Source organism: Burkholderia pulmonis (assembly GCF_984667975.1).
Genome location: NZ_OZ480188.1, coordinates 492,682 through 519,146, shown reverse-complemented (window position 1 = coordinate 519,146; position 26,465 = coordinate 492,682). Strand labels below are relative to the sequence as shown.

Genomic DNA, 26,465 nt, shown 5'->3' with positions numbered 1-26,465 from the left:
CTTCCCGTTTTCACGCCTCTCCGAACAGCGACACATGGACTCCGCGCAAAGCAAATCGCCACCGTGGCATTCGGCCGTCACCCTGATGTGGCGCAGTCATCCCTGGTTGACCGTGGGCACGGTTCTGACGGGCCTCGTCAGCGGTGTCGCGTCGATCGCCGGCGTCGGCCTGATCAGCCGGGTGCTTCACGACCAGGACAATCGACCGATGCTGCTGATGATCTTCATCGCGGTGAATGTCATTGCGGTGATCTGCCGCAGCGGCGCGGCCGCGATGCCGTCCTACGCATGCATGAAAATCATGACGCGATTGCGCGTCAACCTGTGCAAGCGCATCCTGGCGACCCCGCTGGAGGAAATCGACCGGCGCGGCGCACCGCAGGTCCTGACGATGCTGACGCAAGACATTCCGCAGTTGAGCCAGACCCTGCTCACCATACCGACGATCCTGGTTCAATCCGTCGTCCTGATGTGCAGCATCGTCTATCTCGCCTACCTGTCGTGGATCGTCTTCGCGTCGACGCTCGCACTGACGATCGTCGGCCTGGTGCTCTACCTGTTCTTCTATCGGAAGGCGGCCAATTTCACGGAAAGAGTGCGCGACGAGTTTGTCCAGTTCAACGAATACACGCACAGCCTCGTGTTCGGCATCAAGGAACTCAAGCTCAACCGGGCCAGACGCCGCTGGTTCACCAGGGCGGCGATCGAAGTATCGTCCCGGCGCGTGGCGGGCTACAACTACATCGAGCGCTTCTGGTTCATGAGCGGCGACAGCATCGGCCAGCTCACCGTCGCGGTGCTGCTCGGGTTCCTGCTGTTCGGCGTGCCGTCTCTCGGCGTCGTGGATCCCGCCGTACTCACGGCGAGCATCCTGGCCGTGCTCTACATGATGGGACCGTTGACCATGCTGATCAACATCCTGCCGATCGTGGCCGAAGGCAAGACTGCCCTCGCCCGGCTGGCGGAATTCGGTTTCCTGATCGACGACGCGCCGGATTCGTCCGGCGGGCCGTCCGCGCCCGGCATGAAGGACGCGCCGCCGATCCGGTCCTGGCGGCGCATCGAGTTGCGCGACGTCAAGATGAGCTACCGCGACAACGAATCGTCGGTCGACTTCGTACTGGGCCCCGTCAACCTGACGATTCACGCCGGCGAGCTGGTCTATGTGATCGGTGGCAACGGCAGCGGCAAAAGCACGCTCGCGAAGGTGCTCAGCGGCCTCTACACGCCGACCGAAGGCCATATTGCCCTTGACGGAAAGATCATCGACGACGACGCGAGGGAGCCGTACCGGAATCTGTTTTCCGCGGTATTCACCGATTTCCACCTGTTCAACCGCATCATCGGGCCGGACCATGAAAATGCAGGCATCGGGCTTGCGCGGGAGTACCTCGAAACCCTGAAACTGGCGGGCAAGATCGAGATTCACGACAAGACCTACTCGACGACCAAGGCGCTGTCGACGGGACAACGCAAGCGGCTGGCGCTGCTGTGCGCCTACATCGAGGATCGTCCGATCTACATCCTGGACGAATGGGCCGCCGATCAGGATCCGGTATTCAAGAAGTTCTTCTACGAAGTGCTGGTTCCCGATCTGCAATCGCGGGGGAAATGCGTGATCATCGTGACCCATGACGACCAGTATTTCCGGCTGGCCGGCCGGGTCATTCGCCTGGATAGCGGCCGCATCTTCTCCGACTCGGCCAGCTATGCGGCCAGCGCCGAAATGGCAGGATGACCGGTGCCACGGATCAGCAGGTTCCATCGGTGGCGGCAGCGCGCATGCTGCCACCTGATGCGACGAGCGCGAGTTCGGACGATGCCGCTCCGTCGCGCGGCGATCCTCCTTTTTCTACGAACGGGGAATCACCCGGGCCGGCGGCCGCCTCGAGCGTCGGATGCGTCGGATGCGTCGATTCGGCCAGCGGCGACACGCGCTGGGTCGCGGAACAGCGGGCGGCCGCCGTGCGAGATCAAGGCATGCACGGCGCTGCCGGCCGGCGACGCGTATCCGCTGTCGCCACGCGGTTCGCGTCGCGCGAAAGCATCGCCGGAATCGACGTCAGGCCCGGCCTCGGCGGGCGTGATGGCCTCACGCGCGAGAAGATCGACGAAGCAGCGTCAGGCCGCCGATGCGCACGGCACGCAATCGTCGATCATCCATTTCGTGAGCCCGTGCCGGCCGCTGATGCCGAGCTTCACCGCCGCGCGCTTGATGTACGTCTCGATCGTGCTCTCCTTGACGCCGAGCTCGCCGGCCATTTCGCGCAGCATCTTGCCCGCGAGCAGGCCGAGGCACACTTCGCTTTCGCGCGCCGACAGCACGACCGATGCGCGCGCAAGCCGCGATTCGAACTCCTGGCGCAGCGCCTCGACACCGGGCACGCCCTCCATCGCACGGCGCGGCGCCGCGCCTTCGCGCACGTCCTGCCGCCGCGTCGACGCATGCCATTCGACGAGCGGCAGCAGCGTATCGGCGAAATTCCTCAGGAACGACATCTCCTGCAACGAGAAGTCGCAATGCGACGCCGTGCGATGCAGCGAGATCACATAGCGGCGATTTGCCTTGCCCGACACCAGGTGGCACTGGAAGCCCGCGCTCGCCCCGCGCAGCGGCGCGACTTCGCTGTCGTGGCCGCGCCGCATCAACGGATTGACGTGAATGAGCTGCCGGTCGCAGGCGGCCACGATCCGGTTCCGCAGCGGATGCGCCGCCGGTTCCCGCTCGCCGTGCACGACGGGTGCGCCGCCGCGTGCGTCATCGCGCGTCGCGCCGAACGCGCCGAGCGATTCCACGTGGACGACTTCGCCCGCCGGCTCGTCGAGCGTCCATTCAGTCATCCGGGTGATCTCGAGCGGAATCGATGCGACCAGCAATGCATGCATGTCGGATGCGAACCGCTCGCTGCCGGCGCTCGAAATCACCTTCCCGAGTTTCGCGAAGATCGCGACCATCTGACTCTCCTTGTAGTGCGTGATTGAGGGCGGCGGCGCAGTGCTTGACGATTGTTGCTGGCGAACCCTGCAAGAAGCTGAAACGTCCATTCCGGTCATTGAGCGCCGCTGAATGGCCGCTCACGCCTGACGGATTAAACGAAAAAAGCACGAAAAAATGAAACGATTCCTTTCATTGAATTGATGCGTGAATACCCCAGCTGCGTATGATAGCGATGATTGAAAATATTTTCAGCTAATTGGATATTTATCTTCGACTCACGCCACCTCATGAAACTTGAATCGATCGATGTACCAGTTTCCACTGGATAAGTTCGCCATTGCCTGGTGCGATATTTTTAAACAATCTCGCCGGGCGTTGCGTCCATGAGTTTCAATTTCGTTTGCGAAGCGTTATTCGAGAGAATTTCCGGAAAATTTCATCAAGGATTCATCGTTCGGCGATGCGATTCCGGCTTGGCCCTTCGCTTTCCCGGCAATTGTTTCGATTCACTCAACGATTGGATGAACCTGCAAGACGGCACGGCATGAGTCCTGTTTCAGCTTCCGCGTCACGCCGCTAATACACTTTCCGGTGATAAAAATCTCCCTGCCAGAATTTGCAGGGGTTTTCGAATATCGGCACCTCGAAAGATCAACGAATAATCAATTCATTGTCCGCCACAAAACATAAACATCGAATTTCACGCAATCTGGCAACTCTGCCGCTTGTCACCCGGCAAACAGGTTGCTAATCTCTCGGCGACACAAAATACCGGCCATCATCCGATCATGAATTGAGATCGGTTTTATTTAAAAAAATGAAACATGGAAATAAACATTCGCGCTCAATCATTCTTTATCGATCGTCGCGACTAGCGCTTCGCCACGCGATATCCAGCCGGATCACCCTGCCCGCCTGCCGGCAGGACGGGCCGGCGGCCGGTTGAAGAAGCCGCCGGGCGGCTTGTCGATTTCCCTCCAGACGTCCGCGATGATGCGCGTCCGCGCATTGCCGAACCGGTCGTCTTTTCAAGGCTGCCCTGCCCGCAACGTTTTACCTCGCTTCGCCGCAGCTCGAATTGCCGCATCCCGGTATCAACGCGTCATCTGTCGTCTTTCCGTTCGTCAAAACCATTCCTAAAAACTGGAGCACACCATGAGTCACGACTTCCGAGACGAACCCGCGCCGCGCCGCGCCTTCCTCGCCGACATGGCGAAGCTCGCGGCCGCCGGTGTCGTTACCGGCTGGACGCCGCTCTACCAGATCGCGGCACACGCGGCGACGGCCGGCGCGACACCGCCCGGCTTCCCGGCCGACATCCCGCTTTACAAGCAGGCATTCCAGAACTGGAGCGGCGAAATCGCCGTGCAGGACGTATGGACCGCCGCGCCGCGCTCTGCCGACGACGTCGTCGCGGCGGTCAACTGGGCGCGTGCGAACGGCTACCGGATCCGCCCGCGCGGCTACATGCACAACTGGTCGCCGCTGACGCTGGATCCGGGCGCCGGCGCCGCGAACCTCGTGCTGCTCGATACGACGAAGTCGCTGACGGTCGTTTCCGTCGACACGTCGGCCCGTCCGGCGCGCGTCACCGCCCAGACGGGCGTCTCGCTGGAGTCGCTGCTCGCGACGCTCGAGCAATATGGCCTCGGCGTGATTGCCGCGCCTGCGCCGGGCGACATCACGCTCGGCGGCGCACTCGCGATCGATGCGCACGGCACCGCCGTGCCGGCGGCCGGTGAAACCTTGCAACCGGGCCACACCTACGGCTCGCTGAGCAACCTCGTGGTCGCGCTCACCGCGGTCGTGTTCGATCCGGCGCGGCAGCAATACGTGCTGCGCCGGTTCGAGCGCAGCGATCCCGACATCGGCGCGTTCCTCGCGCACATCGGGCGGGCGTTCGTCGTCGAAGTCACGCTGACGGCAGGCCCGAACCAGCGGCTGCGCTGCCAGAGCTACGTCGACATTCCGGCATCCGAACTGTTTGCCGCGGCCGGCACGACGGGCCGCACGATCACGTCGTTTCTCGATCGCTCGGGCCGGGTGGAAGCCATCTGGTTCCCGTTCACGAGCAACCCGTGGCTCAAGGTCTGGACGCCGACGCCCAGCAAGCCGTTCCTGTCGCGCGCCGTCACGCAGCCGTACAACTATCCGTTCTCCGATTCGATCTCGCAATCCATCTCGGATCTCGTCAAGCGGATCGTGATCGGCGGCGAAGGCGCATTGACGCCGCTGTTCGGCCAGACGCAACTGGCCATCACGACCGCCGGCCTCGCGCTCACGCTCAGCGGGGACATCTGGGGCTGGTCGCGCACCGTGCTTCAGTACATTCGGCCGACGACGCTGCGCGTCACCGCGAACGGCTACGCGATCCTGGCGCGGCGCGCCGACGTGCAGCGCGTGATCAGCGAATTCGTGCAGTTTTATCAGAACCGCGTCGACACGTACAAGGCGCGCGGCGAGTATCCGATGAACGGCCCCGTCGAGATCCGCGTCACCGGCCTCGACAAGCCGGCCGATGCCGGCGCGGGCGCGGTCGTGCCCGCGTTGTCCGCACTCAAGCCGCGCCCCGACCGGACGGAATGGGATACCGCCGTGTGGTTCGACATCCTGACGTTGCCGGGCACGCCGTCCGCCGACCGCTTCTATCGCGAGATCGAGCAATGGATGCTCGCGAACTACACCGGCTCTTACGCGACGGTGCGCCCCGAATGGTCGAAGGGCTGGGCCTATACCGACACGGCCGCCTGGCAGGACGACACGATGCTCACCACCACGATTCCGAACCTGCATCGTGAAGGCCAGCCGGCGTCGAGCAGCTGGGATGCGGCGCGCACGACCCTCGAACGCTACGACCCGTACCGGGTCTTCCGGTCGCCGCTGCTGGATCGGTTGATGCCGTAACAGCCAGGCGGATGCCGGGCGCTTCGCGAAGCCGTTCGCGGAGCGCTTTCCGGGCCGCCCGCCGCGCAACGCCACGTGATCCGGATGCCATCCGGCGTCAAAAGCGCCTTGACGGTAATTCCACTGCCCTGATGACGATCACAAACGGCATCGGGGCAGTGGCGCGCGTCGGGTCGGACGCATCTTCAGGAACGTCGGTCTGGACTGGAAGCGGATCCATTGCGATGAAATGGCGTATCGCGCTGTCGATGTTCTCTGCAGTGGAGCCCGCACTGGAACGACCTGTTGCGATGCTCAGGCGACTGATGTCACCTTTGCCATCCGAGAACCAAGGGGTGTGGCCGCGCAATCGGCTTCGTTTCCTTGATGCATCGAGAACTACCTTCTCTACTACGCGAACCGGCGCCATGCGACGTCCGCGTTCTCGCTGCCGGTCGACGCATTGCGATACCGGAAGCCCTGACGGCGGGTATGCCGTCCCGCCCGGAGACATGATCAGGAATACGATGATGAAGTTCGCCGCCCGGGCAGCTTCGTCATCTCGTGCGCCCGCAGCCACCGGAGAGCGGGTTCCGGCCGTTTCGGCGGGATGTCGTCGAACCGCTTGACCTTCAGGTTTACTTTAAGGTTAACCTCGTCGCTATCGTCATTGACGCAAGGTCGCAAAGGTAGACGAAATGCAAACGATATTAGGGGCCAATGGCCAGATCGCCACGGAGCTGGCGCGGGAATTGAACCGCATGGACACGCGCGACATCCGCCTCGTGAGCCGCACGCCGCGCAAGGTCAACGACACCGACAGCCTGGTGTCGGCCAATCTGCTCGATGCGAAACAGACCGCCCAGGCGGTCAAGGGCAGCAGCATCGTGTATTTCACCGCCGGCTTGCCGCCGGACACGCAACTGTGGGAAACGCAGTTTCCGGTGATGTTGAAGAACGCGCTGGATGCGTGCCGGGCGGAAGGCGCCCGGTTCGCCTATTTCGACAACACCTACATGTATCCGCAGAACAGCCGGCCGCAGACGGAGGCCACGTCCTTCGCGCCGGTCGGCCGCAAGGGCCAGGTCCGCGCCGCGATGGCGTCCATGGTGCTCGACGAGATGGCGCGCGGCGACATTCCGGTCCTGATCGGGCGCGCCCCCGAGTTCTATGGCCCGGGCAAGACGCAGAGTTTCACGAATGCGCTGATCCTCGACAAGCTCAAGGCCGGCAAGAAACCGAAGGTGCCGCTGCGTGACGACACGCGTCGCACGCTCATCTGGACGCCCGATGCGAGCCGCGCGCTCGCGACCCTGGGCAACGCGCCGGATGCGTTCGGGCAGACCTGGCATCTGCCCTGCTGCGACGACCGGCCGACGTACCGGGAGTTCGTCGCGATGGCCAGCGACGCGTTCGGACGCAAGCCCGCCTACTCGATCGTCGGAAAATGGGCCTTTGCGGCCGCCGGCCTCTTCTCGCCGCAGGTGCGCGAAATCCGGGAGCTCCTGCCCCGCTACGAGCACGACAACCTGTTCGATTCGACGAAGTTCAAGCGCCGCTTCCCCGAGTTCGAAGTGACGACGTACCGTGAGGGGCTCGAACGCATTCGCCGGGAGTCGTAGGCGGAGGCGTACCGCGGCCATCCTTTCGCCACGACAGGAAAATGCTTTCTACGAATCGTTGGTTTGAGCGGCACGGCGCAGCCCGTAGCATAGACGCGTCACCCTCCTTCCAGCATCGGAATGTCCGCGCAAACAGACAAGGTCGTCCATTGGCTGCTGTCCAGCCTGGAGCCCAGAAGCCAGCTTTTTCACGTCGGCCAGTACTGCGGCGACTGGCAGGCGTCGACCGCCGGTCGCGCCAAGGCAAGCTTTCACATCATCCTGCATGGATCGGCGTGGCTTCACTTCGCCGATGGGCGTGACAGCCTCCCGGTTGCCGAAGGCGAAGCCGTGTTCCTGCTGCGTGACGTGCCGCACGGGTTGTCGCCGAGCCCGGTCAATCCGAACGCCTGCGCCGCCGCCGGTAGCAACCGGATCGAGCGACGCGGCACGATGCAGCCGCTCGACCCGTCGGTCGACGGCAGTGTCGGGCTCGCCTGCGGCTTCATCGAATTCCACGCTACCGTCGCGCGCGCGATCGTGTCGCTCCTCCCGGAGTGCCTGATCGTGCGGCACGGCGACGATGCCCATCGCGGCATCCATGGCCTGTTCGACCTGATACGCGCCGAAGGCCGTCATGGCGTCGACGCGCCTTCGCCGCTGATCGACAAACTGGTCGAGCTGCTGCTGTTCTATGCGGTGCGAGATGCCGCCGGGCACGACACCGTGGCCAGCGGGCTCGCGTCGCTGATGCAGCGCACCGGCTTCGGCACGCTCGTGGCCGCGATCATCGACGCGCCCGGCGACGCATGGACCACCGAGTCGATGGCCGCGTTCGCCAACATGTCGCGCACCGCGTTCTGCAAGCACTTCAGCGAAGCATCGGGACATCCGCCGATGCAGTTCGTCACGATGGTCCGGATGCGGCTCGCGGCGGACCTGTTGCAGCAGGGCCTGCCGATCTCGCGCGCGGGCGAACGCGTCGGCTATCAGTCGGAGTCGGCATTCGCGCATGCATTCAAGCGCACGATGGGCGTGCAACCCGGCGCATGGCGTCGCGACCGCGACAACCCTGCGCACGCGGCGGCGCGCGTGCACTAGCCGGACGGCGCACCGTCGCGCCGCGGGACGAACGCACAGGAATCGCGGATGTTCGCGCATTGTCCGGTGGCGATGCCGCCTCGACAATGATCTCACTGCCCTTCCGGAGAATCCTGTGAGCCGCCTGCCCTTGCCCACCGTCGAAACGGCCCCCGCGCCGAGCCAGCCGTTCCTGGAGAAGTCGCTGCGTGCGAACGGCTTCCTGCCGAACCTCGTGCGCTCGCTCGCGAATGCGCCAGTCGCCCTCGAAACCTATCTGACCGTCTCGGAGATCAACAGCCGCGCGGGCCTCACGTTCGCCGAGCGCGAAGCGGTTCAGATCACCGCGGCGGCCGTCCACGGCTGCGCATTCTGCGTGGCCGGGCACACCGCGGCCGCGCTGAAAAAGGCGAACGTCGATCGCGCCGACGTCGACGCATTGCGCGACGGCGAGCCGGTGGCGGATGCACGGCTGGATGCCGTCGCCGAATTCACGCGTGCGGTGATCGCGACGCGCGGCGCCGTTGCCGACGACGCACTCGACGCCTTCGTTGCCGCCGGCTTCACCGAAGCGAACGCGCTCGAGGTGGTGCTGGGCGTGAGCCTCGCGACGCTGTGCAACTTCGCGAACAACCTGTCGCGCAACGAACTCAACCCCGAACTGGCCGCATACCAATGGGCACCCCGGACACAGCTCGCCTGACGGCGCCCGCACTCGATGCGTCGCTCGTCCACTGGCTCGACGCGAACGCCACGTCGCTCGACACGAGCGCCGACCTGAAAGCCGAAGTCGTGCCGCGCCTCGCGGCCGCCGGGCTGTTCCGGACCGGCGTGCCGGCGAGCCTCGGCGGCACGGGCGGCACCACCGCGGACGCCATTGCCGGCATCGCCGCGGTGGCCGGGCATTCGCTGGCTGCGGCCTTCGTCCTGTGGGGCCAGCGCAGCTTCATCGAGTATCTGCTGCAAAGCCCCAATACCGCGCTGCGCGAGCGCTGGCTGCCGGCGCTGCTCGACGGCAGGTGCGCCGGCGCCAGCGGCCTGTCGAACGCGATGAAGTATCTGTGCGGGATCGAGTCGCTGCAGATCGACGCCACGCGGCACGCGGAAGCGGCCGACGACTGGCGGCTGACAGGCAGGATGGCGTGGGTGACGAACCTGCGCGCGGAGCAGTTCGTGGTGGCGGCGGCCGTCGCGTTTCCCGATGGCCGTCCGTCGGCGATCGTCGCGATCCCGCACGACGCGGCCGGCCTGACCCGCAGCACGGATCTCGACCTGATCGCGCTGCGCGGCAGCAACACCGCCGCGTTGCAGCTTGAAGACGTGCCGACCGATGCCGCGTGGTTGATCCATCCGGATGCGCAGGCGTTCCTACCCGCGGTACGACCGGCGTTCCTCGGCTTGCAGTGCGGGCTCTCGATCGGGCTCGCGCGTCGCGCGCTGGCCGAAGCGCGGCGCGCTGCAGAGACGACGCGCGGCATTCTCGGCGCCGAAGTCGAAGCCTGCGCGGCCGGGCTGGCCGCCGCATGCGCGCAGTTGTCGTCCGGCCTCGCCGACGGCAGCCTGCGCACGCACCCCAACCGCCTGTTCGAGCTGCGCATCGCACTCGCGACGCAAGTGACGACCGCCGTGAACCTCGAACTCGAGGCGAGCGGCGGCCGCGGCTATCTGCGCGATGCCGGGCTCGGCTTCGATCGACGCTGGCGCGAAGCGGCGTTCATTCCGATCGTGACGCCGAGCGTGGTGCAGTTGAAGGCGCAACTCGCGGCGCAGACGCGGAGCATCGCCGCATGACGCCGCCGCTGCTGGACGCCCGCCACCTGACGCTCGGCTACGGCGAGGCGCCGCACACCATCGTGCTTGCCGACGTCTCGCTGTCGGTCGATCCCGGCGAAATCGTCGCGCTGATCGGCCCGAGCGGCACCGGCAAGTCGAGTCTCCTGCGTGCATTGGCGGGCCTTGAACGGCCGCAATCCGGCACCGTGTCGGTCAACGGCGCGCCGCTGCAGGGTCCGCATCCGAAGATCGCGATCGCGTTTCAGGATCCCTGCCTGTTGCCGTGGCTGTCGACTGAAAAGAACGTCGCGTTCGGGCTCGCGTTCGAGCATCAGGATCGCCTCACGCGCGATCAGCAACGCGAGCGCGTCCGGTCGGCCCTGCATGCGGTCGGGCTCGACGCCGCCGCGGCGCTGCGCCCCGCCCAGCTCTCCGGCGGCATGGCGCAGCGCGCGGCGCTCGCGCGCGCACTGGCGCGCCAGCCGCAGGCGCTGCTGCTCGACGAGCCGTTCTCGGCGCTCGACGAAGTCACGCGCGCGGCGATGCAGCAGCTGCTGGTGAGCATCGTCTCGGCGACACGCTGCGCGACGGTGCTCGTGACCCACGATATCGACGAGGCGCTGCTCGTGGCCGATCGCATCGTGCTGCTCGGCACGCAGGGCCGCTTCATCGATGCGTGGCGGGTCGACCTTCCGCATCCGCGCGACGCGTTCGTCAGCGAACTCGGCACGATGCGCATCGACATCCTGAAGGCATTGCAGGCCGGCATGAAGCGTCCGCACGCCGCCGAACTCCCCCCCTCGAACTGACCCCTGCCTATCCATGTGCCAGATTCCGATGTCGCGCCGCGAATGGCTGAAACTCGCGACGCTGTTCACCGCGGCCGGTGCCGCCCCGCTGCTGTCCGTCGCCAATGCGCATGCGGCGACCGAGCCCGATGCGCCCGTCCGGATCGGCTATCTGCCGATCACCGATGCCGCACCGCTGCTGGTCGCCCACAACAACGGTTACTTCGCGTCCGAAGGGCTGAACGTCGAGCCCCCGAAGCTGCTGCGCAGCTGGGCGCAGCTCGTCGAAGCGTTCCTGTCGGGCCAGGTCAACGTCGTGCACCTGCTGTCGCCGATGACGCTCTGGGCGCGCTATGGCAGCCGTGCGCCCGCGAAGGTGGTCGCCTGGAACCACGTGAACGGCTCCGGGCTCACGGTCGCGCCCGACGTCGATTCGGTGCGCGATCTCGGCGGCAAGACCGTCGCGATCCCGTTCTGGTACTCGATCCACAACGTCGTGCTGCAGGACATGCTCCGTCAGCAGGGGCTCGTCCCGGTGCTCAAGCGGCGCGGCACGCCCGCGCCGAACGAGGTCAACCTGGTCGTGATGGCGCCGTCGGACATGCTGCCCGCGCTCGCCGCGCGCCAGATCGCCGGCTATATCGTCGCCGAACCGTTCAACGCGACGGCGGAACTGATGAAGATCGGCAAGATCCTGCGCTTCACAGGCGACGTCTGGCAGAACCATGCGTGCTGCGTCGTGTTCATGCACGAGAACGACCTGACGCAGCGCCCCGCGTGGTCGCAGAAGGTCGTCAACGCGATCGTGAAGGCGCAGCTGTGGGCGCGCACGCATCCGCGGGAAACCGCGCAGTTGCTGTCGAAGGACGGCACGCACCGCTATACGCCGCATACGCTCGCGGCGCTCGACCGCGTGCTGGTTCCGTCGGCGTCGCTGGCCGACACCTATCGGGCGAGCGGCGCGATCCGTCATGCGGACTGGCGCGGCAAGCGGATCGACTTCCAGCCGTATCCGTTCCCGAGCTACACCGAGGCACTCGTTCAGCGGTTGAAGCACACCGTGGTCGACGGCGACAGCGCCTTCCTCGCGTCGCTCGACCCGGCGTTCGCCGCGCGCGATCTCGTCGACGACCGGTTCGTGCGCAAGAGCATCGACGCGGTCGGCGGGCTCGCGGCGTTCGGTCAGCCGGCCGCCTTCCGGCGGGAGGAGATCATCGTTGTCTGATGCGCTTGCCACCCGCCGTTCGTCCGCCCGCGAAACACGCGGGGTCCGCGGCTTCCGTTACCCGGCGCGCGCGGCCGCCGGATGGCTCGGCGTGGCCGGCCTCGTCGCGACCGTCGCCGTGTGGTGGGCCGCGATCCACGCGTGGACCGAGCCCGGCTCGCTCGGCCGGCAGTTCGCACCGGACAGCGCGTTCGCGAGCCTGCGTTCGCTCGCGGACGATCATCTGCTCGAGCATGCGCTCGTCAGCCTGCGGCGCATCGGTGTCGGGCTCGGCGCGGCGCTGCTGGCCGGCGTGCCGCTCGGGCTGCTGATCGGCCGCGTGCGATGGATCGAGCGCATGCTGTCGCCGACGTTCCAGTTCCTGCGCATGGTGTCGCCGTTGTCGTGGATGCCGCTCGCCGTGATGTCGTTCGGCATCGGCGACCGCGCGATCTACTTCCTGCTCGGGTTCGCCGCGTTGTGGCCGGTCCTGATGAGCACGGCCGCGGGCGTGACCCAGATCGACCGGCGCTGGCTGCAGCTCGGCGCAAGCCTCGCGGCCACCCGCCGCGAGCTGTTGATCCACATCGTGCTGCCCGCGATCGCGGGGCCGCTGCTCAACGGCATCCGGCTCGCGATCGGCATCCTGTGGATCGTGCTGGTGCCGGCCGAGATGCTGGGCGTCAGCGCGGGCCTCGGCTATTTGATCCTCGACACGCGCGACCGGCTCGCGTATTCCGAACTGATGGCGGTCATCGTCGTCATCGGCGCGCTGGGCTTCGCGCTCGACGGGTTCGCGCGGCTATTGGCCCGGGCGTTGCTGGCGTCCGACCGCTAGCGCGATGCGCAGCGGCCTGCCGGGCCGCTGCCGCCGGCCGTTCAATTCCACGCGTGGCGCGCCGGGCGCACGCCGTTCAGGTAGTAGTTGCCGACGAGGTGATATTTCCAGCGCACCGGGTCGTGCAGCGTATGCGTGCGCGCATTGCGCCAGTGCCGGTCGAGGTTGTGTTCGGCAAGCGTCGATTGCGTGCCGGCCAGCTCGAACAGCTTCTCGCCCGCGAGCAGCGCGACCTCGGTCGTCAGCACCTTCGCTTCGCCGACCGCGACGGATGCGCGTGCGACGTCGTCTTCGCTCACGTCGCCGCGTGCCGTGATCTCGTCGAGCGTGCGCGCCGCCCGTTCGAGCAGCGCCTCGGCCGCATGCAGCTGGATGTGCAGATGGCCGATCTCGCGAATCGTCAGCGGATCGTCCGCCGCCCGTTCGACGCCGCTGTCGACCCACGGCCGCGTCCGGGTACGCACGAACGCCAGCGTGTCGTCGATGGCCGCCTTCGCGATGCCCGCGTCGATCGCGGCCTGGATGATCTGCGACAGCGGGCCGTTGAGCGTCGGCAGGTCCGACACGCGCTGCGCGGGCAGCACGTGCGACGCCGGGACGCGCACCGCGTCGAGCACGACCGTGCCGCTCGCGGTCGTGCGCTGCCCGAAGCCCGACCAGTCGTCGATCACGGTCAGCCCGGGCGTCGGCTGCGGCACGTACGCGAGCCACGCCTGGCGCGCGTCGTCGAGGCCCAGCACCGGCACGTAATGCGCGAACAGCGCACCGGTCGAGTAGAACTTGGTGCCGTCGACGACATAGTCGTCGCCGTCTTGCCGCACCCGCGTCTTCAGGTCGAGCACGTGTTTCGTGCCCTTCTCCGAGAACCCGTTGCCGAAGCGCTTGCCGCCCAGCACTTCCGCGAACAAATGGCGTTTTTGTGCATCGGTGCCGGTCAGCGCGATCACGTCGACCAGCCCGAAGTGATTCTGCGGCAGCTGCCCGAGCGACGGATCGGCTGCCGCGACGATCTTGACGACTTCGGTCAGCGTCACATGCGAAACGCCCGCACCGCCGTATGCCTTCGGCACCGTGATCGCCCACAGCCCCGATTGCGAGAACCATTCGATTTCGTCGCGCGGCAGGCGGCGCGTGCGATCGCGTTCGGCGGCGCCTTCCGCGAGCCGCAGAGCGAGTGCGTGCGCGGCCGCGATCGCCTGTGCGTCGTCGGCGATCACATTGGCCGCATGCGGTTGCACATCGGCCGGACGCTCCTGAATCGTGGCGATCGTGTCTGACATCTGCCCCTCCTGTCGAATGACGAAAGCAATCAATCTAGCAGCGCAGCGCGAGCGGTAAAACCGAGCGATTCTCGAAACGATATTCCTTTGGATAACAAACGACCCGGCAGATCACCAGTGCGTCGAAATCGTGCTTTCGCACCGTAATCGATGCGCCAGCGTCGATGCATCCCCGTCCGCTCCCGGTAATACGCAGCGACGATAACGATCTGCGAATCCGTTATTGGAACGCTTGCACCGCGCTTCCTATACTGGCCTCCCGGCGCAATCGGCCCCGCTCTTCGAGGAACACCGCATGACTTCGACGCACGCTGCCCCCGATCTTTCCACCGGCACCGACTACGACGCGCTCGCAAGCCGGTTCAGGCCGATCTTCGAGCGGATCGCCGCCGGCACCGCCGAGCGCGAACGGCGCCGCGAGCTGCCGCACGAAGCGATCGGCTGGCTGAAGTCGGCGGGCTTCGGCGCGGTGCGGTTGCCGGCCAGCGCCGGCGGCGCCGGTGCATCGCTGCCGCAGCTGTTCCGGTTGCTCACCGAGCTCGCCGCCGCCGATTCCAATCTGCCGCAGGCGTTGCGCGGGCATTTCGCCTTCGTCGAGGACTGGCTGAACGCGCCGGCCGGCCCGCAACGCACGACCTGGTTCGACCGCTTCGCGAGCGGCCAGCTCGTCGGCAATGCGTGGTCGGAAGCCGGCGACGTGCCGCTCGGCCAGACCGTCACGAAGGTATCGGAGCAGAACGGCCGGCTCGTGCTGAACGGCCGGAAGTTCTACAGCACGGGCAGCCTGTTCGCCGACTGGATCGACGTGTTCGCGCAGCGCGCGCACGACGGCAGCGACGTGATCGTGGCCGTCGCGACCGCGCAGCCGGGCGTGATCCGCGACGACGACTGGGACGGCTTCGGCCAGACGACGACCGGCAGCGGCACGACGCGTTTCGAGGATGCGGCCGTCGATACCGACAACGTGATCGATTTCGCGCGCCGCTTCAAGTACCAGACCGCGTTCTACCAGCTGTTCCACGTCGCGACGCTGGCGGGCATCGGCCACGCGATCGTGCGCGACGCGGGCACGCTCGTGCGCAACCGCACGCGCGTGTACAGCCACGGCAACGCGGCACGGGCGGGCGACGACGCGCAGCTGCAGCAGGTGATCGGCGAGATCGCTTCATGGGCGTACGCGGCCGATGCGCTCGCGCTGCGCGCCGCGCAGCCGCTTCAGCAGGCCTATGAAGCGCGCTTCGGCAGCGACGAAGCGGCCGAGCACGCGGCGAACGTCGCGGCCGAGATCGAATCCGCGCAGAGCCAGCTCGTCGTGTCCGAACTCGTGCTGCGCGCGGCGACGCGCCTGTTCGACGCGCTCGGCGCATCCGCGACCCGCACCACGACCGCGCTCGACCGTCACTGGCGCAACGCGCGCACGGTGTCGTCGCACAATCCGCTCGTCTACAAGGCGCGGATCGTCGGCGACTGGGTCATCAACGGCCGTACGCCGCCGTTCGTCTGGCGCGTCGGCAACGGCGCGGGTGCGGAAACGGAAACGGGAGCCGCGCAATGAGCAAGACCATCCGCTTCAACGCGTTCGAGATGAACTGCGTCGGCCACCAGTCACCGGGCCTGTGGGCGCACCCGCGCGACCGCTCGTGGCAGTACAAGGATCTCGACTACTGGACCGACCTCGCCCGCGTGCTCGAACGCGGAATCTTCGACGCGATCTTCATCGCGGACGTGATCGGCTACTACGACGTCTACAAGGGCAGCAACTATCACGCGCTGCACCAGGCCGCGCAGATCCCCGTCAACGATCCGCTGCAGCTCGCCGCGCCGATCGCGATGGCGACCGAGCATCTCGGCATCGGCATCACCGCGTCGACGACGTTCGAGCACCCGTACACGTTCGCGCGCCGGCTGTCGACGGCCGACCATCACACGAATGGCCGGCTCGCGTGGAACATCGTCACGTCGTACCTGGAAAGCGGTGCGAAGAACGTCGGCGATCACGGCCTGCGCACGCACGACGACCGCTACGCGGTCGCGGCCGAATACGTCGAGGTGCTGTACAAGCTGTTCGAAGGCAGCTGGGAAGACGGCGCGGTGGTGCGCGATCGCGACGGCCGCGTATTCACGCATCCGGAGAAGGTGCATGAAATCGGCCACAAGGGCCGCTTCTTCGACGTGCCCGGCTATCACCTGTGCGAGCCATCGCCGCAGCGCACACCGGTGCTGTTCCAGGCCGGTGCGTCGGGCCCCGGCAAGGCGTTCGCCGCGCAGCATGCCGAATGCGTGTTCGTCGCCGCCCCCACCCGCGACCAGCTCGCGCGTTACGTGGCCGATGTGCGTGCGCAGGCCGCTGCCGCCGGGCGCGATCCGGCCGGCGTGCTGATCTACAACCTCGTCACGGTGATCGTCGACGAGACCGACGAGAAGGCGCAGGCCAAATTCGACGAGTACCGCCGCTACGTGTCGTACGACGGCTCGCTGGTGTTCATGTCGGGCTGGACCGGCATCGACTTCGGCCAGTATGCGCCGGCCGACCCTGTCAGGCGCGTCGAAACGAATGCGATCGTGTCGGCCGTCGAGCACCTGTCGGGCGGCGACACCGCGTGGACGATCGAGGCGCTGGCGACCTGGGGCGGCATCGGCGGGATGGGCCCGGTGTTCGTCGGGTCGGCCGCAACCGTCGCGGACATCCTGCAGGAATGGGTGGCCGCGACCGACGTGGACGGCTTCAATCTCGCGTATGCGGTTGCGCACGAAACCTTCGAGGATGTCGTGCGCCATCTGGTGCCGGAGCTGCAGCGGCGCGGCGTGTATCCGACCGCGTATGCGCCGGGCACGCTGCGCGAAAAGCTGTTCGGCGGCACGGCGCGGCTGCCGGACGCGCATCCGGCCGCGCAGTTTCGCGATATCGAGCAGGTCAAGCGTAATGCCGAGCGGGAGGCGGTCAGCGCATAACGTACGGCAATGTCGAGGCCGGTTTGCCCGCATACGGGGCAACCGGCTTCAGCGCAAACGGCTTCGTGCGGCCTGACGAAGCCGTTTGCGCTTTCCGGGGGCGGCGAGCGCCCCCCGGTCAGCGTTCACGCGACGCTTTCGTCGTCGATGTCGCGCGCCGTCGGCTCGTAGCGCACGATCAACAGAAACACGATCGGCGTGACCGCGCTGATCGCGACGACCCAGAACATGTCGGTACCGAGACGGGCCTGCAGGATCGGCAACACGAACAGCGCAAGCGCCTGGCCGATGCCGCACAGCGACCGCCCGAAGCCGACCCCGGTGCCGCGGATCGAAGCCGGATAGGACAGCGTCGGATAGATCATCATCTGCGCGCCCGGGCCGAAGCCTTCGGCGAACAGCCACGTGCCGAGCATCAGCAGCACGATGCCCACCGCGAGGGCGCCGTGCGGATGTCCGGCCAGCGCGAGCGCGACGAGCGCGACCGTTTGCAGCGCGAATCCCGCGATCGCGACATGGCGCGACGGATACCGGTACGCGAGGCGCATGCCCAGCAAGCCGCCGGTGAACGCGAACAGTACGTTCAGCGCGAGCGAGGCCGCGATCGTCTCGAACACGCCCGCACCGAGAAACTGCGACAGGATCGACGGCAGGAAGAACGCGATCGCCGTGTATTCGAACGGGATGCACAGGTTCATCACGCTGGCGACGATCGTGCGCCCGAGATACGGCCGCTGGAACAGCACGCGGATCCGCACGGGCGGCGGGCTCGGCTCGCGCGGCACGCCCTCCGCTTCGTGTGCGTGAATGCCGTACGATTCGCGCAGGATGCGCGCGGCATTGGCCAGATCGCCCTGGTTCGCGGCCCACAGCGGCGATTCGTTCATGAACCGGTTCCGGAACAGGATGATGACGAGCGCGGGCACCGCGCCGAAGATCAGCGACGCGCGCCAGAGCCAGCCCGCATGTTCGGCCGGCAGCAGGAAATACAGGCCGAAGATCAGCAGGAAGCAGACCGACGACGCGACGTACCACATCGGGCACCACGCCGCGAGCCGCGACGCCTTGTTGCCGCGGCCGTCGAACTTCGAGAATTCCGCGAGAAACGCCATCGCGACGGGCAGGTCGATCCCGACGCCGAGCCCCATCACGAAGCGCGCGCCGATCAGCACCCAGACGTTCGGCGCGAGCCCCGCCGCGATGGCAGCGACGACGAAGAACAGCATGTCGGCCATGCACACCTGGTAGCGGCCGATCCGGTCGGTCAGCCAGCCGCCAATCAGGCTGCCGAAGATCGTGCCGATCATGATCGCCGAACCGACCAGCCCGGTCAGCGCGGGCGTCAGGCCGAATTCGCGCGCGACGTCGTCGATGCCGTAAGACAGCGTCGTCAGGTCGTAAGCATCGAGAAACACGCCGCCGAGCGCCAGCAGCACGATCATCCGCGCATGGCTGACCGAACTGTCGACGGTATTGATCAGGCGCGCGACGTCGCTGGCCGAGCGGATGGGAGAAGAAACCGGTGTGACGGGGTCCAGATGGATCGAACTCATCGCATTCCTTAATTTCACGCCGGGCGACCGGCGCTGTTCGCGTGGCGCGGGAACCCGGGCATGCACATTCGCGATGCATCAGGCCATCGCGCGAATGCGGTCCCGCTGTCGTCGAGGCCCGGCTGCGGAAATTCTGTTCCTCCGATCCGGCTATCCCAAGCGATATAAAGCGATAAATTTATCGGCCTGCGTCATAAAGTTGCGCGGCAGGCGGCTTCATTGCCGCGACGTCGACTCGACGAACGCGGCCAGGTCGCGATTGAACCGCTCGGCTTCCTCGATGAACGGCGCATGCCCCGACTCCGCATACACCTTGCTGGTCACGCGCGGATTCAGCGCGGCCGCGCGTGCCAGCGTCGCGTGCGTATCGACGAGCGCGTCGTGGCCGCCGTAGATGAAAAGCAGCGGCACGCGCGCGCGGCCGAGCCCCGTGGCCGCGAAGACCGTCATCGTCGGGATGACCTTCTGCATGTCCCACGACGCCATCGCGGCGTTGGCGAGCAGCCGCTCGAACGCGACGGTCTCCGGCTGACGGTTGAAGCACAGACCGACGAAGGTGCGCTCGCCGTCCAGATGCGTTTTCAGGTCCGGCGCATTCATGTCCCGGTAGACATCGGGATGCGCGACGATCTGATCCCGCACAAGCTCGAGCACGCCGTCGACGTATACGGCGCCGGCGATCCCGCGATCACCGTATTTGGCGAGATAGTTCGAGATCACGACGCCGCCGAGCGACCAGCCGACCACGACGGGTTGGCGCGCATGCGCCCCCTGGATGACCACCGCGAGATCGTCGCCCCAACGGCGTCCGTCGCGATACGGTTCCGCGCCGGGTGGTTTGTCCGACAGGCCGTGGCCGCGCAGATCGTAGGTAATGATCCGGTAGCGGCGCAATTCGGGGCTCGCCACCTGCGCGTCCCAGTTCAGGCGGCTGCCGAGCAGGCCGTGGATCAGGATGACCGGCGGGCCGTCCGGGTCGCCGCTTTCCTGAACGGCCAGCCTGACCCCATCGGTCGAAGTCACCGTATAGCTCACGGGCGCGGCGGCCGCGTCGCAGGCAAACGCAAACGGCATCGCCCACGAGATCGCGGCGATCAGCACGTTGATCAGCAATCGTAGCGTCATGAAGTTTTCCTGAAAGAATGGCCGGGACACCCAGTCTCAACCCTCACACCTGTGTGAGAGTCAAGCAGGTCGTGCTAACCTTCCTTTCATGAAAAGTCCGTCCGTGCAGCCACTCCTGACCATCGGCAAACTCTCGCAACTCACCGGCGCGAGCGTGCGATCGATCCGGCACTACGACGAGCACGGCCTGCTCGCGTCGGTGCGGGCGGCCAATGGCTATCGCATGTTCCCCGACAAGGTGGTCACGCAGGTCAAACAGATTCAGCGCATGATCGCGACCGGTTTCACCATCGACGATATTCGCGGCTTTCCGGACTGCATGCTGCTGATCGAGGGCGCCCGCTCGTGCGATCAGATCACCGACGTTCAGCGGGAACGCCTCGACGCGATCGACCGTCAGATCGCGGATCTCGAGAAACGGCGTGCAAGGCTCGTCAAGACCTTGCAGGACGGCGCGGTGCCGCCGCTCGACTGAGGCGCCGGCGCCATCTCGATACGGTGCAGCGGCGGTTGCGGTTGAGCTCGGTGCGAACCACCCCGCATCAGTCGTCGAACGTGCCTTGATATTCCGGCGACGCATCCGAGCGCGTATTCAGCTCGAACATCACGCCGCCCGGTTCGCGGCAAAAGAAGCGCGAGCCGCGCCCGTTGTTGAAGATCTCCGTCTCCATCGCGACGCCCTCTTCCTTGAAGCGCTCAAATAGCGCGCGGACGGCATCGAGGCTCGGCAGTTCGAAGCCGACGTGGAAATTCGTCGGCCATGCGGGCACGCCGTCGCCGACGTGATCGATCACGACGTCGAAGCCCGGACGCTTCAGGATCCAGGATTGGTCCCAGCTTCCGGCGATCGTGAAGCCAAGGTACCGCTCGAAGAATCGGGCCGTCGCCAGCGTATCGGCCGAGGGGAAGCTCAGGTGGTTGAGCTTCATCGTTTGGGTCGTTTCGGTCATTGTCGTGCTCTCTGATGCGGTGATCGGCGGCGGCCCCATGCCGTTCCGCCCGACGACTTCAGAATATGAGCTACTGCTCACATTCGACAACTCGCATTGGATGCACGTGCCGGGCAGCGCGTGAACCCTTGCGGGGCCGCCGGTCCGGGGAGGGGGACGATCCCGGCGGCTTGCGCTACTCGCATTCGGGGCGTACGCCCCTTGACGTGATGTCGGCGATGCCGACCGCATTGCCGATCGGATGGCGCGCACGATGACGCGCGAGTTCGCTGTTTGCGGACGACCACGCCGTCACGTCCGCGCCCCCGCTTTCAGTCAAACGAACCGACGATCAGACTGCCATGCACAGGTACTTGATGACCAGGTAATCGTCGATGCCGTAGTGCGACCCTTCGCGGCCGATCCCCGACTGCTTCACGCCGCCGAACGGCGCAACTTCGTTCGAAATGAGTCCGGTATTGATGCCGACCATCCCGTATTCGAGCTGCTCGGCGACCCGCCACACGCGCTTGACATCGCTGCTGTAGAAATAGGCGGCAAGCCCGAATTCGGTGTCGTTGGCGAGCTTGACGACCTCGTCGTCGCTCGAGAAGCGGAACAGCGGCGCGAGCGGCCCGAACGTCTCCTCTCGCGCGACGTCCATTTGCGCGGTGGCATTCAGGAGCACCGTCGGCTCGAAGAAGCCATGCCCGAGCGCATGCCGCTTGCCACCGGCGGCGAGCGTCGCGCCTTTGTCGAGTGCGTCCGCGATATGCGCTTCGACCTTGCTGATCGCCGCGCGGTTGATCAGCGGCCCGAGCGTCACGCCGCCTTCGGCGCCGTGCCCGACTTTCAGGTTCTTCACCGCCGCCACCAGTTTCGTGGCGAACGCGTCATACACGCGCTCATGCACGTAGAAGCGATTGGTGCACACGCACGTCTGTCCGTTGTTGCGGTACTTCGAAGCGATCGCCCCTTCGACCGCCGCATCGAGATCGGCATCGTCGAACACGATGAACGGCGCGTTTCCGCCGAGTTCGAGCGTGACTTTCTTCACGGTGGGTGCGCTCTGCGCCATCAGCAATCGCCCCACGCCGGTCGATCCGGTAAACGACAGCTTGCGCACCACGGGGCTGCTCGTCATCGCGCCGCCGATCGCCTTCGGGTCGCCGGTGACGATGTTGAGCACACCGTTCGGCACTCCCGCGCGCTCGGCCAGCACGGCGAGCGCGAGCGCCGAGAATGGCGTCGCCTCGGCGGGCTTCACGACGATCGGACAGCCGGCCGCGAGCGCCGGGCCGACCTTGCGCGTGATCATCGCGTTCGGAAAATTCCACGGCGTGATCGCCGCGCACACGCCGACGGGCTCCTTGACGACCAGCAGGCGCTTGTCCGACGCGGGCGTCGCGAGCGTGTCACCGGCCACGCGCTTGCCCTCTTCCGCGAACCATTCGATGAACGACGCGCCATAGACGATTTCGCCCTTCGCTTCGGCCAGCGGCTTGCCCTGCTCGGCCGTCAGGATCAGCGCGAGATCGTCGGCGTTGTCGATCACGAGCGCGTACCAGCGGTGCAGGATGCGCGCGCGTTCCTTCGCCGTCTTCGCACGCCACGCCGGCCATGCCGCATTCGCGGCATCGATCGCGCGCGACGTCTCTGCGGCACCCATCGACGGGACGCTGCCAAGCGTCGCGCCTGTCGCCGGGTCAAGCACGTCGAAGCGCTCGCCCGAATCCGCGTTGCACCATTGGCCGCCCACATAAGCCTGCTGACGCAAGAGCGCCGGATCCTTCAACAGCGTGTTCAATTCCACGATCGTTCCTTCCGGGATAAAAATGCATGAAGCGACCCAGGTACGATTCGGGCCGCGGATACGGAAAATTTCAAGCGACGGACGACGACAGCGAGGACGGCATCACGAAGCCAAACGCACTATCCCGCCTGACGCCACGACGCACTGTCGTGGCCGTGCGTCAGCAGCTTGCGTGCGATCTCGGCCACCCGGTGCACGTGCGCGATGGCCGCCTCGCGCGCCGCCATGCCGTTTCCCGTCGCGATGCCCGACAGAATCGCGCGCATCTCCACGACGGCCTGGTGCCCGCGATCGTCGGATGCGATCGTCAGCGCGCGCAACCGGTTGATACGCGCGATCAGCGTCTGCACGATCTCCCACGCAACGTGCTTTTTGCCTGCGCTGAACATGCGCTCATAGAACGCCGACGTGAGCGACTTCACCGCCTGGTGTTCCTGCGCGTCGAACGCTCGCTGGATCTGGTCGATACACGCGGCCAGTTCGGCGACCAGCGATGCGTCCGCATGCTGCGCGCAGGCCATTGCGGCCTCACCTTCGAGCAACGCACGTATTTCGTAGATCTCGGCCGCCGTGTCGAAGTCGAGCACCGCGACGATCGGCCCCTGGTTCGGGATCGAATCGACGAGCCCTTCCGTTTCCAGATGCCGCAGCACCTCGCGCACGACGGTGCGGCTCACGCCGAGGATCTCGCATAGCGAGCGCTCGACCAGCCGCTCGCCCGGCTGGAAGTGCGCATCGAGGATCGCGGTACGCATCTTCTCGAGAGCGAGCTCGCGCAGCGTGGCGGCGGGCCGCTCGACTTTCAGGGACGGCAGTGCGGGACGCATGGCTGCCGCCGTCAGGCTTGCGCGAAGAGGCGCACGTCGCGTGCGTCCCAGTCGACCCGTGCCTGCGCACCGATCACGATGCCGTTGTCGTGCCGGTGCGCGGCCGGCATGCGGATCGAGATCTCCTGCTGCCACGGTGTCGCGACCGCGTAGTGCATCGCATCGCCGAGATAGGTGACGTCACGCACGATCACGGGCAAGCCTGTCGTGCCGCTCGAACCGCCGGCGTGCTGCAGCGAACTGATGCGCATCTGCTCCGGGCGGATCATCACCGCGCCTTCGTCACCGGCGGCGAGTGTCGGGTGAAACAGGTCCGATGCCATTTCGTGGCCGTTGGGCAACACGCCGCCGATGCGGCCGTCGCCGTGCCGGGTCACCTTGACCGGCAGGAAGTTCGAATTGCCGATGAAGCTCGCGACGAAGCGCGACGCCGGATTCGCGTAAAGCTCCTCGCCAGTGCCGATCTGCTCGATGCGCCCCTGGTTGAACACGGCGATGCGGTCGGACAGGCGCAGCGCTTCCTCCTGGTCGTGCGTGACGTAGAGGATCGTCACACCCGTTTCCTGGTGAATGCGGCGCAGCTCCAGCTGAATTTCCTCGCGCAGCTTCTTGTCGAGCGCGGAGAGCGGCTCGTCCATCAGCAGCACCGGCGGATCGTACGCAAGCGCACGCGCAATGGCGACACGCTGCTGTTGTCCGCCCGAGAGCTGCGCGGGCATCCGGTCACGGCATTCGGACAGGTGCACGAGTTTCAGCATCTGCTCGACTTTCGCGCGAACTTCAGCGTCGGGGCGGCGGCGCACCCGCAGCGGGAATGCGACGTTCTCGCCCACGGTGATATGCGGGAACAGCGTATAGCGCTGAAACACCATCCCGATGTTGCGCTGGTTCGGTGCGACCGACAGCAGCGACTTGCCGTCGAGCAGCACGCGGCCGTCGGTCGGCTCCTGAAAACCCGCGACGATATAAAGCGTGGTGCTCTTGCCCGAACCCGACGGTCCGAGGAAGGTCATGAATTCACCCTTGCGCACGTCGAGCGACACCTGGTCGATCGCGACGACGTCGCCGTAGGTCTTGCGCAGGCGCTGGATTTGCAGGAAGGCTGTCATGGCGTGTTACCTCAGTGAGCGCGTGCGCGGCGCACCACGGCGCCTGCCAGCATCAATACGGTCGTCAATCCGACGAGCAGCGACGACGCGGCTGCCACGACGGGCGTCAGGTCTTGCCTCAGCGTCGCCCAGATCCGCACGGGCAGCGTCTGGAGCGTCGGGCTCGACATGAAGATCGACACCACGACTTCGTCCCACGACGCGAGGAACGCGAAGATCGCAGCGGCAAACAGGCCGAGCCGGATCGCGGGAAGCGTGACCCGCAGCTTCACCGTGAGCGGCGACGCACCGCAGATCAATGCGGCGTCTTCCAGCGCCGTGTCGAAGCTCACGAGCGAATTGCTGATCGAGATGATCGAGAACGGCAACGCGATGATCAGGTGGCCGATCACGAAGCCGGTCATCGTGCCGTTCAGGCCGATGCGCAGGAAGAACGCATAGAGCGCGACAGCGAGCACGACGACGGGCAGCACCATCGGCGTGAGGAAGAAGCCCCGCACGGCCTCGCGACCGCGAAACGTGCCGCGCACGAGCGCCAGCGACGCGAGGAACCCGATCAGCACGGACAGTGCGGTGACGATCACCGCCAGCTTCGCGCTGGTCAGCAGCGAGTCGATCCAGCCCGCGTCGGTGAAGAGCTGACGGTACCATTCGAGCGTCCAGCCCGGCGGCGGAAAGATGAGCCACTGCGAATCGCCGAACGACAGCGCGACGATGAAGACGATCGGCAGCAGCAGGAACAGCGCGACGGCCGCGCCCACGGCCACGAGGACCCAGCGCAATGCGCCCAGGCGATCGAAATCGAGCAACATGTCAGCGACCTCCGGTAGTGGCGCGCGTACTGCCGGTGAAGCGCAGCTGCAACGCATAGAGCGCGAGCGTCACGGCGAGCAGCACGAATGCGGCGGCGCCTGCGAGGCCCCAGTTCAGCAGTTCCTGCACGAGCTGGGCGATGAGTTCGGCCAGCATCATGTACGACGGCCCACCCAGCAGCGCGGGCGTGACGAAGTATCCGAGCGCCATCACGAACACCATCAGCGCGCCGGACGCCACGCCCGGCATCGCGAGCGGCACGAGGATGCGCCAGAACGCCTGCCAGCGGCTCGCGCCGCATACCGCGGCGGCGCGCAACGTCGACGGATCGATGCCGCGCAGCGTCGCGTGCAGCGGCATCACGAGGAACGGCAGCATGATGTAGGTCATGCCGATCGTGACGCCGGTCAGGTTGTTCACGAGCGACAGCGGCTCGTGAATCACGCCGATCGCCATCAGTGCGCGGTTGATCGGCCCCGTTCCCTGCAACAGCACCATCCACGCGAACGTCCGCGCGAGCAGGTTGGTCCACATCGACAACAGCAGGATCGCGAACAGCACGGCGCTGAGCTTGCGCGGCGCGATGGCGAGCAGCCACGCCATCGGAAAGCCCACCAGCAGCGTGACGAGCGTCACGACCGTCGCCACGAGAAACGTGTTGCCGAACACGCGCACATACGTCGTCGAGCCGAGCAGTTGTGCGTAGTTGTGCCATCCCGGCGTCGGCTCGAGCACGCTGCGCAGCAGCAGCGACAGCACCGGCAGCAGGAAGAAAATCACGAGCAGCAGCATCGCGGGCATCAGCAGCCGCATGCTGCGCCAGTCGCGCCGCTTGCGCATGGCCGCCGCAGGCGGATGCGCGACGGTACTCAATACGTTTGGCATGGTGTCTCCTTTGTCGGCCAGGGCCGGCGCTTCGGCGCCTGCTTCCCCTGGCCCCATGCAGATGCGTTGCCGGG

23 protein-coding genes are annotated in these 26,465 nt (G+C 66.3%); 12 read left to right on the top strand and 11 right to left on the bottom strand.

From position 1 onward, the window contains the following. The first annotated feature begins 34 nt into the window (after window positions 1-34). Window positions 35-1,738, top strand: coding sequence for a cyclic peptide export ABC transporter (locus tag AC5LXK_RS34125; RefSeq protein WP_493395027.1), 1,704 nt, complete (start codon window positions 35-37; stop codon window positions 1,736-1,738). A gap of 383 nt (window positions 1,739-2,121) precedes the next feature. Here the strand turns inward: AC5LXK_RS34125 and AC5LXK_RS34120 are convergent, their stop codons facing one another. Beyond that, complete coding sequence (locus AC5LXK_RS34120) at window positions 2,122-2,955, bottom strand: response regulator transcription factor (RefSeq protein WP_493395026.1); 834 nt, start codon at window positions 2,953-2,955, stop codon at window positions 2,122-2,124. A 1,138-nt stretch (window positions 2,956-4,093) separates the two neighbouring features. Here AC5LXK_RS34120 and AC5LXK_RS34115 point away from each other — a divergent pair. Further along, the gene (locus AC5LXK_RS34115; RefSeq protein ID WP_493395025.1) at window positions 4,094-5,842 is read left to right on the top strand and encodes a cholesterol oxidase substrate-binding domain-containing protein; all 1,749 of its coding nucleotides are present in this window, start codon (window positions 4,094-4,096) and stop codon (window positions 5,840-5,842) included. A gap of 97 nt (window positions 5,843-5,939) precedes the next feature. Here AC5LXK_RS34115 and AC5LXK_RS34110 read toward each other — a convergent pair whose 3' ends face one another. Beyond that, window positions 5,940-6,251, bottom strand: coding sequence for a hypothetical protein (locus AC5LXK_RS34110; protein WP_493395024.1), 312 nt, complete (start codon window positions 6,249-6,251; stop codon window positions 5,940-5,942). A gap of 268 nt (window positions 6,252-6,519) precedes the next feature. Here AC5LXK_RS34110 and AC5LXK_RS34105 point away from each other — a divergent pair, with 268 nt between their 5' ends. From AC5LXK_RS34105 to AC5LXK_RS34075, 7 genes are all read left to right on the top strand, one after another. Continuing rightward, complete coding sequence (locus AC5LXK_RS34105) at window positions 6,520-7,443, top strand: SDR family oxidoreductase (RefSeq protein WP_493395023.1); 924 nt, start codon at window positions 6,520-6,522, stop codon at window positions 7,441-7,443. A 120-nt stretch (window positions 7,444-7,563) separates the two neighbouring features. Beyond that, a complete protein-coding gene (locus AC5LXK_RS34100) occupies window positions 7,564-8,523 on the top strand; it encodes an AraC family transcriptional regulator (protein ID WP_493395022.1) in 960 nt (319 codons plus the stop codon). A 115-nt stretch (window positions 8,524-8,638) separates the two neighbouring features. Then, entirely contained in the window at window positions 8,639-9,205 is a 567-nt protein-coding gene (locus AC5LXK_RS34095; RefSeq protein ID WP_493395021.1) for a carboxymuconolactone decarboxylase family protein, read from the top strand. Next, on the top strand, window positions 9,178-10,293 hold the full coding sequence (locus AC5LXK_RS34090) for an acyl-CoA dehydrogenase family protein (protein ID WP_493395020.1): 1,116 nt from the start codon (window positions 9,178-9,180) through the stop codon (window positions 10,291-10,293). The genes AC5LXK_RS34095 and AC5LXK_RS34090 overlap by 28 nt, the downstream gene beginning before the upstream one ends. Beyond that, window positions 10,290-11,084, top strand: a complete 795-nt coding sequence (locus AC5LXK_RS34085) for an ABC transporter ATP-binding protein (RefSeq protein WP_493395019.1) — start codon at window positions 10,290-10,292, stop codon at window positions 11,082-11,084. The genes AC5LXK_RS34090 and AC5LXK_RS34085 overlap by 4 nt, the downstream gene beginning before the upstream one ends. 13 nt (window positions 11,085-11,097) lie before the next feature. Further along, window positions 11,098-12,288: an ABC transporter substrate-binding protein gene (locus AC5LXK_RS34080; RefSeq protein WP_493395018.1), complete on the top strand. Its 1,191-nt coding sequence runs from the start codon at window positions 11,098-11,100 to the stop codon at window positions 12,286-12,288. Beyond that, window positions 12,281-13,105, top strand: coding sequence for an ABC transporter permease (locus AC5LXK_RS34075; protein ID WP_493395017.1), 825 nt, complete (start codon window positions 12,281-12,283; stop codon window positions 13,103-13,105). The genes AC5LXK_RS34080 and AC5LXK_RS34075 overlap by 8 nt, the downstream gene beginning before the upstream one ends. A gap of 41 nt (window positions 13,106-13,146) precedes the next feature. Here AC5LXK_RS34075 and AC5LXK_RS34070 read toward each other — a convergent pair whose 3' ends face one another. Further along, window positions 13,147-14,385 (bottom strand): SfnB family sulfur acquisition oxidoreductase, encoded by a 1,239-nt coding sequence (locus tag AC5LXK_RS34070; protein ID WP_493395016.1) that lies wholly within the window; start codon window positions 14,383-14,385, stop codon window positions 13,147-13,149. Window positions 14,386-14,680: 295 nt separating this feature from the next. Here AC5LXK_RS34070 and AC5LXK_RS34065 point away from each other — a divergent pair, with 295 nt between their 5' ends. Then, window positions 14,681-15,940: an acyl-CoA dehydrogenase family protein gene (locus tag AC5LXK_RS34065; protein WP_493395015.1), complete on the top strand. Its 1,260-nt coding sequence runs from the start codon at window positions 14,681-14,683 to the stop codon at window positions 15,938-15,940. Continuing rightward, window positions 15,937-17,337, top strand: coding sequence for an LLM class flavin-dependent oxidoreductase (locus AC5LXK_RS34060; RefSeq protein WP_493395014.1), 1,401 nt, complete (start codon window positions 15,937-15,939; stop codon window positions 17,335-17,337). Before AC5LXK_RS34065 ends, AC5LXK_RS34060 begins: the two co-directional genes overlap by 4 nt. Window positions 17,338-17,462: 125 nt before the next feature. On the opposite strand, the gene AC5LXK_RS34055 is transcribed toward AC5LXK_RS34060, so the two are convergent. After that, entirely contained in the window at window positions 17,463-18,890 is a 1,428-nt protein-coding gene (locus AC5LXK_RS34055; RefSeq protein WP_493395013.1) for an MFS transporter, read from the bottom strand. Between the two features lie 216 nt (window positions 18,891-19,106). After that, entirely contained in the window at window positions 19,107-20,015 is a 909-nt protein-coding gene (locus AC5LXK_RS34050) for an alpha/beta fold hydrolase (RefSeq protein WP_493395012.1), read from the bottom strand. 88 nt (window positions 20,016-20,103) lie between these two features. On the opposite strand from AC5LXK_RS34050, the gene AC5LXK_RS34045 reads away from it, so the two are divergent. Continuing rightward, window positions 20,104-20,490, top strand: a complete 387-nt coding sequence (locus AC5LXK_RS34045; RefSeq protein ID WP_493395011.1) for a MerR family transcriptional regulator — start codon at window positions 20,104-20,106, stop codon at window positions 20,488-20,490. 67 nt (window positions 20,491-20,557) lie between these two features. Here AC5LXK_RS34045 and AC5LXK_RS34040 read toward each other — a convergent pair whose 3' ends face one another. From AC5LXK_RS34040 to AC5LXK_RS34015, 6 genes are all read right to left on the bottom strand, one after another. Next, window positions 20,558-20,965: a VOC family protein gene (locus tag AC5LXK_RS34040; protein ID WP_493395010.1), complete on the bottom strand. Its 408-nt coding sequence runs from the start codon at window positions 20,963-20,965 to the stop codon at window positions 20,558-20,560. A 331-nt stretch (window positions 20,966-21,296) separates the two neighbouring features. Beyond that, complete coding sequence (locus tag AC5LXK_RS34035; RefSeq protein ID WP_493395009.1) at window positions 21,297-22,757, bottom strand: NAD-dependent succinate-semialdehyde dehydrogenase; 1,461 nt, start codon at window positions 22,755-22,757, stop codon at window positions 21,297-21,299. A gap of 119 nt (window positions 22,758-22,876) precedes the next feature. Continuing rightward, entirely contained in the window at window positions 22,877-23,584 is a 708-nt protein-coding gene (locus tag AC5LXK_RS34030; protein ID WP_493395008.1) for a GntR family transcriptional regulator, read from the bottom strand. Window positions 23,585-23,595: 11 nt separating this feature from the next. Continuing rightward, window positions 23,596-24,693, bottom strand: coding sequence for an ABC transporter ATP-binding protein (locus AC5LXK_RS34025; RefSeq protein WP_493395007.1), 1,098 nt, complete (start codon window positions 24,691-24,693; stop codon window positions 23,596-23,598). An 11-nt stretch (window positions 24,694-24,704) separates the two neighbouring features. After that, window positions 24,705-25,505: an ABC transporter permease gene (locus AC5LXK_RS34020; protein ID WP_493395006.1), complete on the bottom strand. Its 801-nt coding sequence runs from the start codon at window positions 25,503-25,505 to the stop codon at window positions 24,705-24,707. A 1-nt stretch (window position 25,506) separates the two neighbouring features. After that, complete coding sequence (locus tag AC5LXK_RS34015) at window positions 25,507-26,391, bottom strand: ABC transporter permease (protein ID WP_493395005.1); 885 nt, start codon at window positions 26,389-26,391, stop codon at window positions 25,507-25,509. Window positions 26,392-26,465 lie beyond the last annotated feature (74 nt).

Excerpts from the sequence above, each read along its gene's own strand:
- AC5LXK_RS34125 (WP_493395027.1), top strand. The coding sequence starts at position 35 with ATGGACTCCGCGCAAAGCAAATCGCCACCGTGGCATTCGGCCGTCACC.
- AC5LXK_RS34120 (WP_493395026.1), bottom strand. The coding sequence starts at position 2,955 with ATGGTCGCGATCTTCGCGAAACTCGGGAAGGTGATTTCGAGCGCCGGC.
- AC5LXK_RS34115 (WP_493395025.1), top strand. The coding sequence starts at position 4,094 with ATGAGTCACGACTTCCGAGACGAACCCGCGCCGCGCCGCGCCTTCCTC.
- AC5LXK_RS34110 (WP_493395024.1), bottom strand. The coding sequence starts at position 6,251 with ATGGCGCCGGTTCGCGTAGTAGAGAAGGTAGTTCTCGATGCATCAAGG.
- AC5LXK_RS34105 (WP_493395023.1), top strand. The coding sequence starts at position 6,520 with ATGCAAACGATATTAGGGGCCAATGGCCAGATCGCCACGGAGCTGGCG.
- AC5LXK_RS34100 (WP_493395022.1), top strand. The coding sequence starts at position 7,564 with ATGTCCGCGCAAACAGACAAGGTCGTCCATTGGCTGCTGTCCAGCCTG.
- AC5LXK_RS34090 (WP_493395020.1), top strand. The coding sequence starts at position 9,178 with ATGGGCACCCCGGACACAGCTCGCCTGACGGCGCCCGCACTCGATGCG.
- AC5LXK_RS34085 (WP_493395019.1), top strand. The coding sequence starts at position 10,290 with ATGACGCCGCCGCTGCTGGACGCCCGCCACCTGACGCTCGGCTACGGC.
- AC5LXK_RS34080 (WP_493395018.1), top strand. The coding sequence starts at position 11,098 with ATGTGCCAGATTCCGATGTCGCGCCGCGAATGGCTGAAACTCGCGACG.
- AC5LXK_RS34070 (WP_493395016.1), bottom strand. The coding sequence starts at position 14,385 with ATGTCAGACACGATCGCCACGATTCAGGAGCGTCCGGCCGATGTGCAA.
- AC5LXK_RS34065 (WP_493395015.1), top strand. The coding sequence starts at position 14,681 with ATGACTTCGACGCACGCTGCCCCCGATCTTTCCACCGGCACCGACTAC.
- AC5LXK_RS34060 (WP_493395014.1), top strand. The coding sequence starts at position 15,937 with ATGAGCAAGACCATCCGCTTCAACGCGTTCGAGATGAACTGCGTCGGC.
- AC5LXK_RS34055 (WP_493395013.1), bottom strand. The coding sequence starts at position 18,890 with ATGAGTTCGATCCATCTGGACCCCGTCACACCGGTTTCTTCTCCCATC.
- AC5LXK_RS34050 (WP_493395012.1), bottom strand. The coding sequence starts at position 20,015 with ATGACGCTACGATTGCTGATCAACGTGCTGATCGCCGCGATCTCGTGG.
- AC5LXK_RS34045 (WP_493395011.1), top strand. The coding sequence starts at position 20,104 with ATGAAAAGTCCGTCCGTGCAGCCACTCCTGACCATCGGCAAACTCTCG.
- AC5LXK_RS34040 (WP_493395010.1), bottom strand. The coding sequence starts at position 20,965 with ATGACCGAAACGACCCAAACGATGAAGCTCAACCACCTGAGCTTCCCC.
- AC5LXK_RS34030 (WP_493395008.1), bottom strand. The coding sequence starts at position 23,584 with ATGCGTCCCGCACTGCCGTCCCTGAAAGTCGAGCGGCCCGCCGCCACG.
- AC5LXK_RS34025 (WP_493395007.1), bottom strand. The coding sequence starts at position 24,693 with ATGACAGCCTTCCTGCAAATCCAGCGCCTGCGCAAGACCTACGGCGAC.
- AC5LXK_RS34020 (WP_493395006.1), bottom strand. The coding sequence starts at position 25,505 with ATGTTGCTCGATTTCGATCGCCTGGGCGCATTGCGCTGGGTCCTCGTG.
- AC5LXK_RS34015 (WP_493395005.1), bottom strand. The coding sequence starts at position 26,391 with ATGCCAAACGTATTGAGTACCGTCGCGCATCCGCCTGCGGCGGCCATG.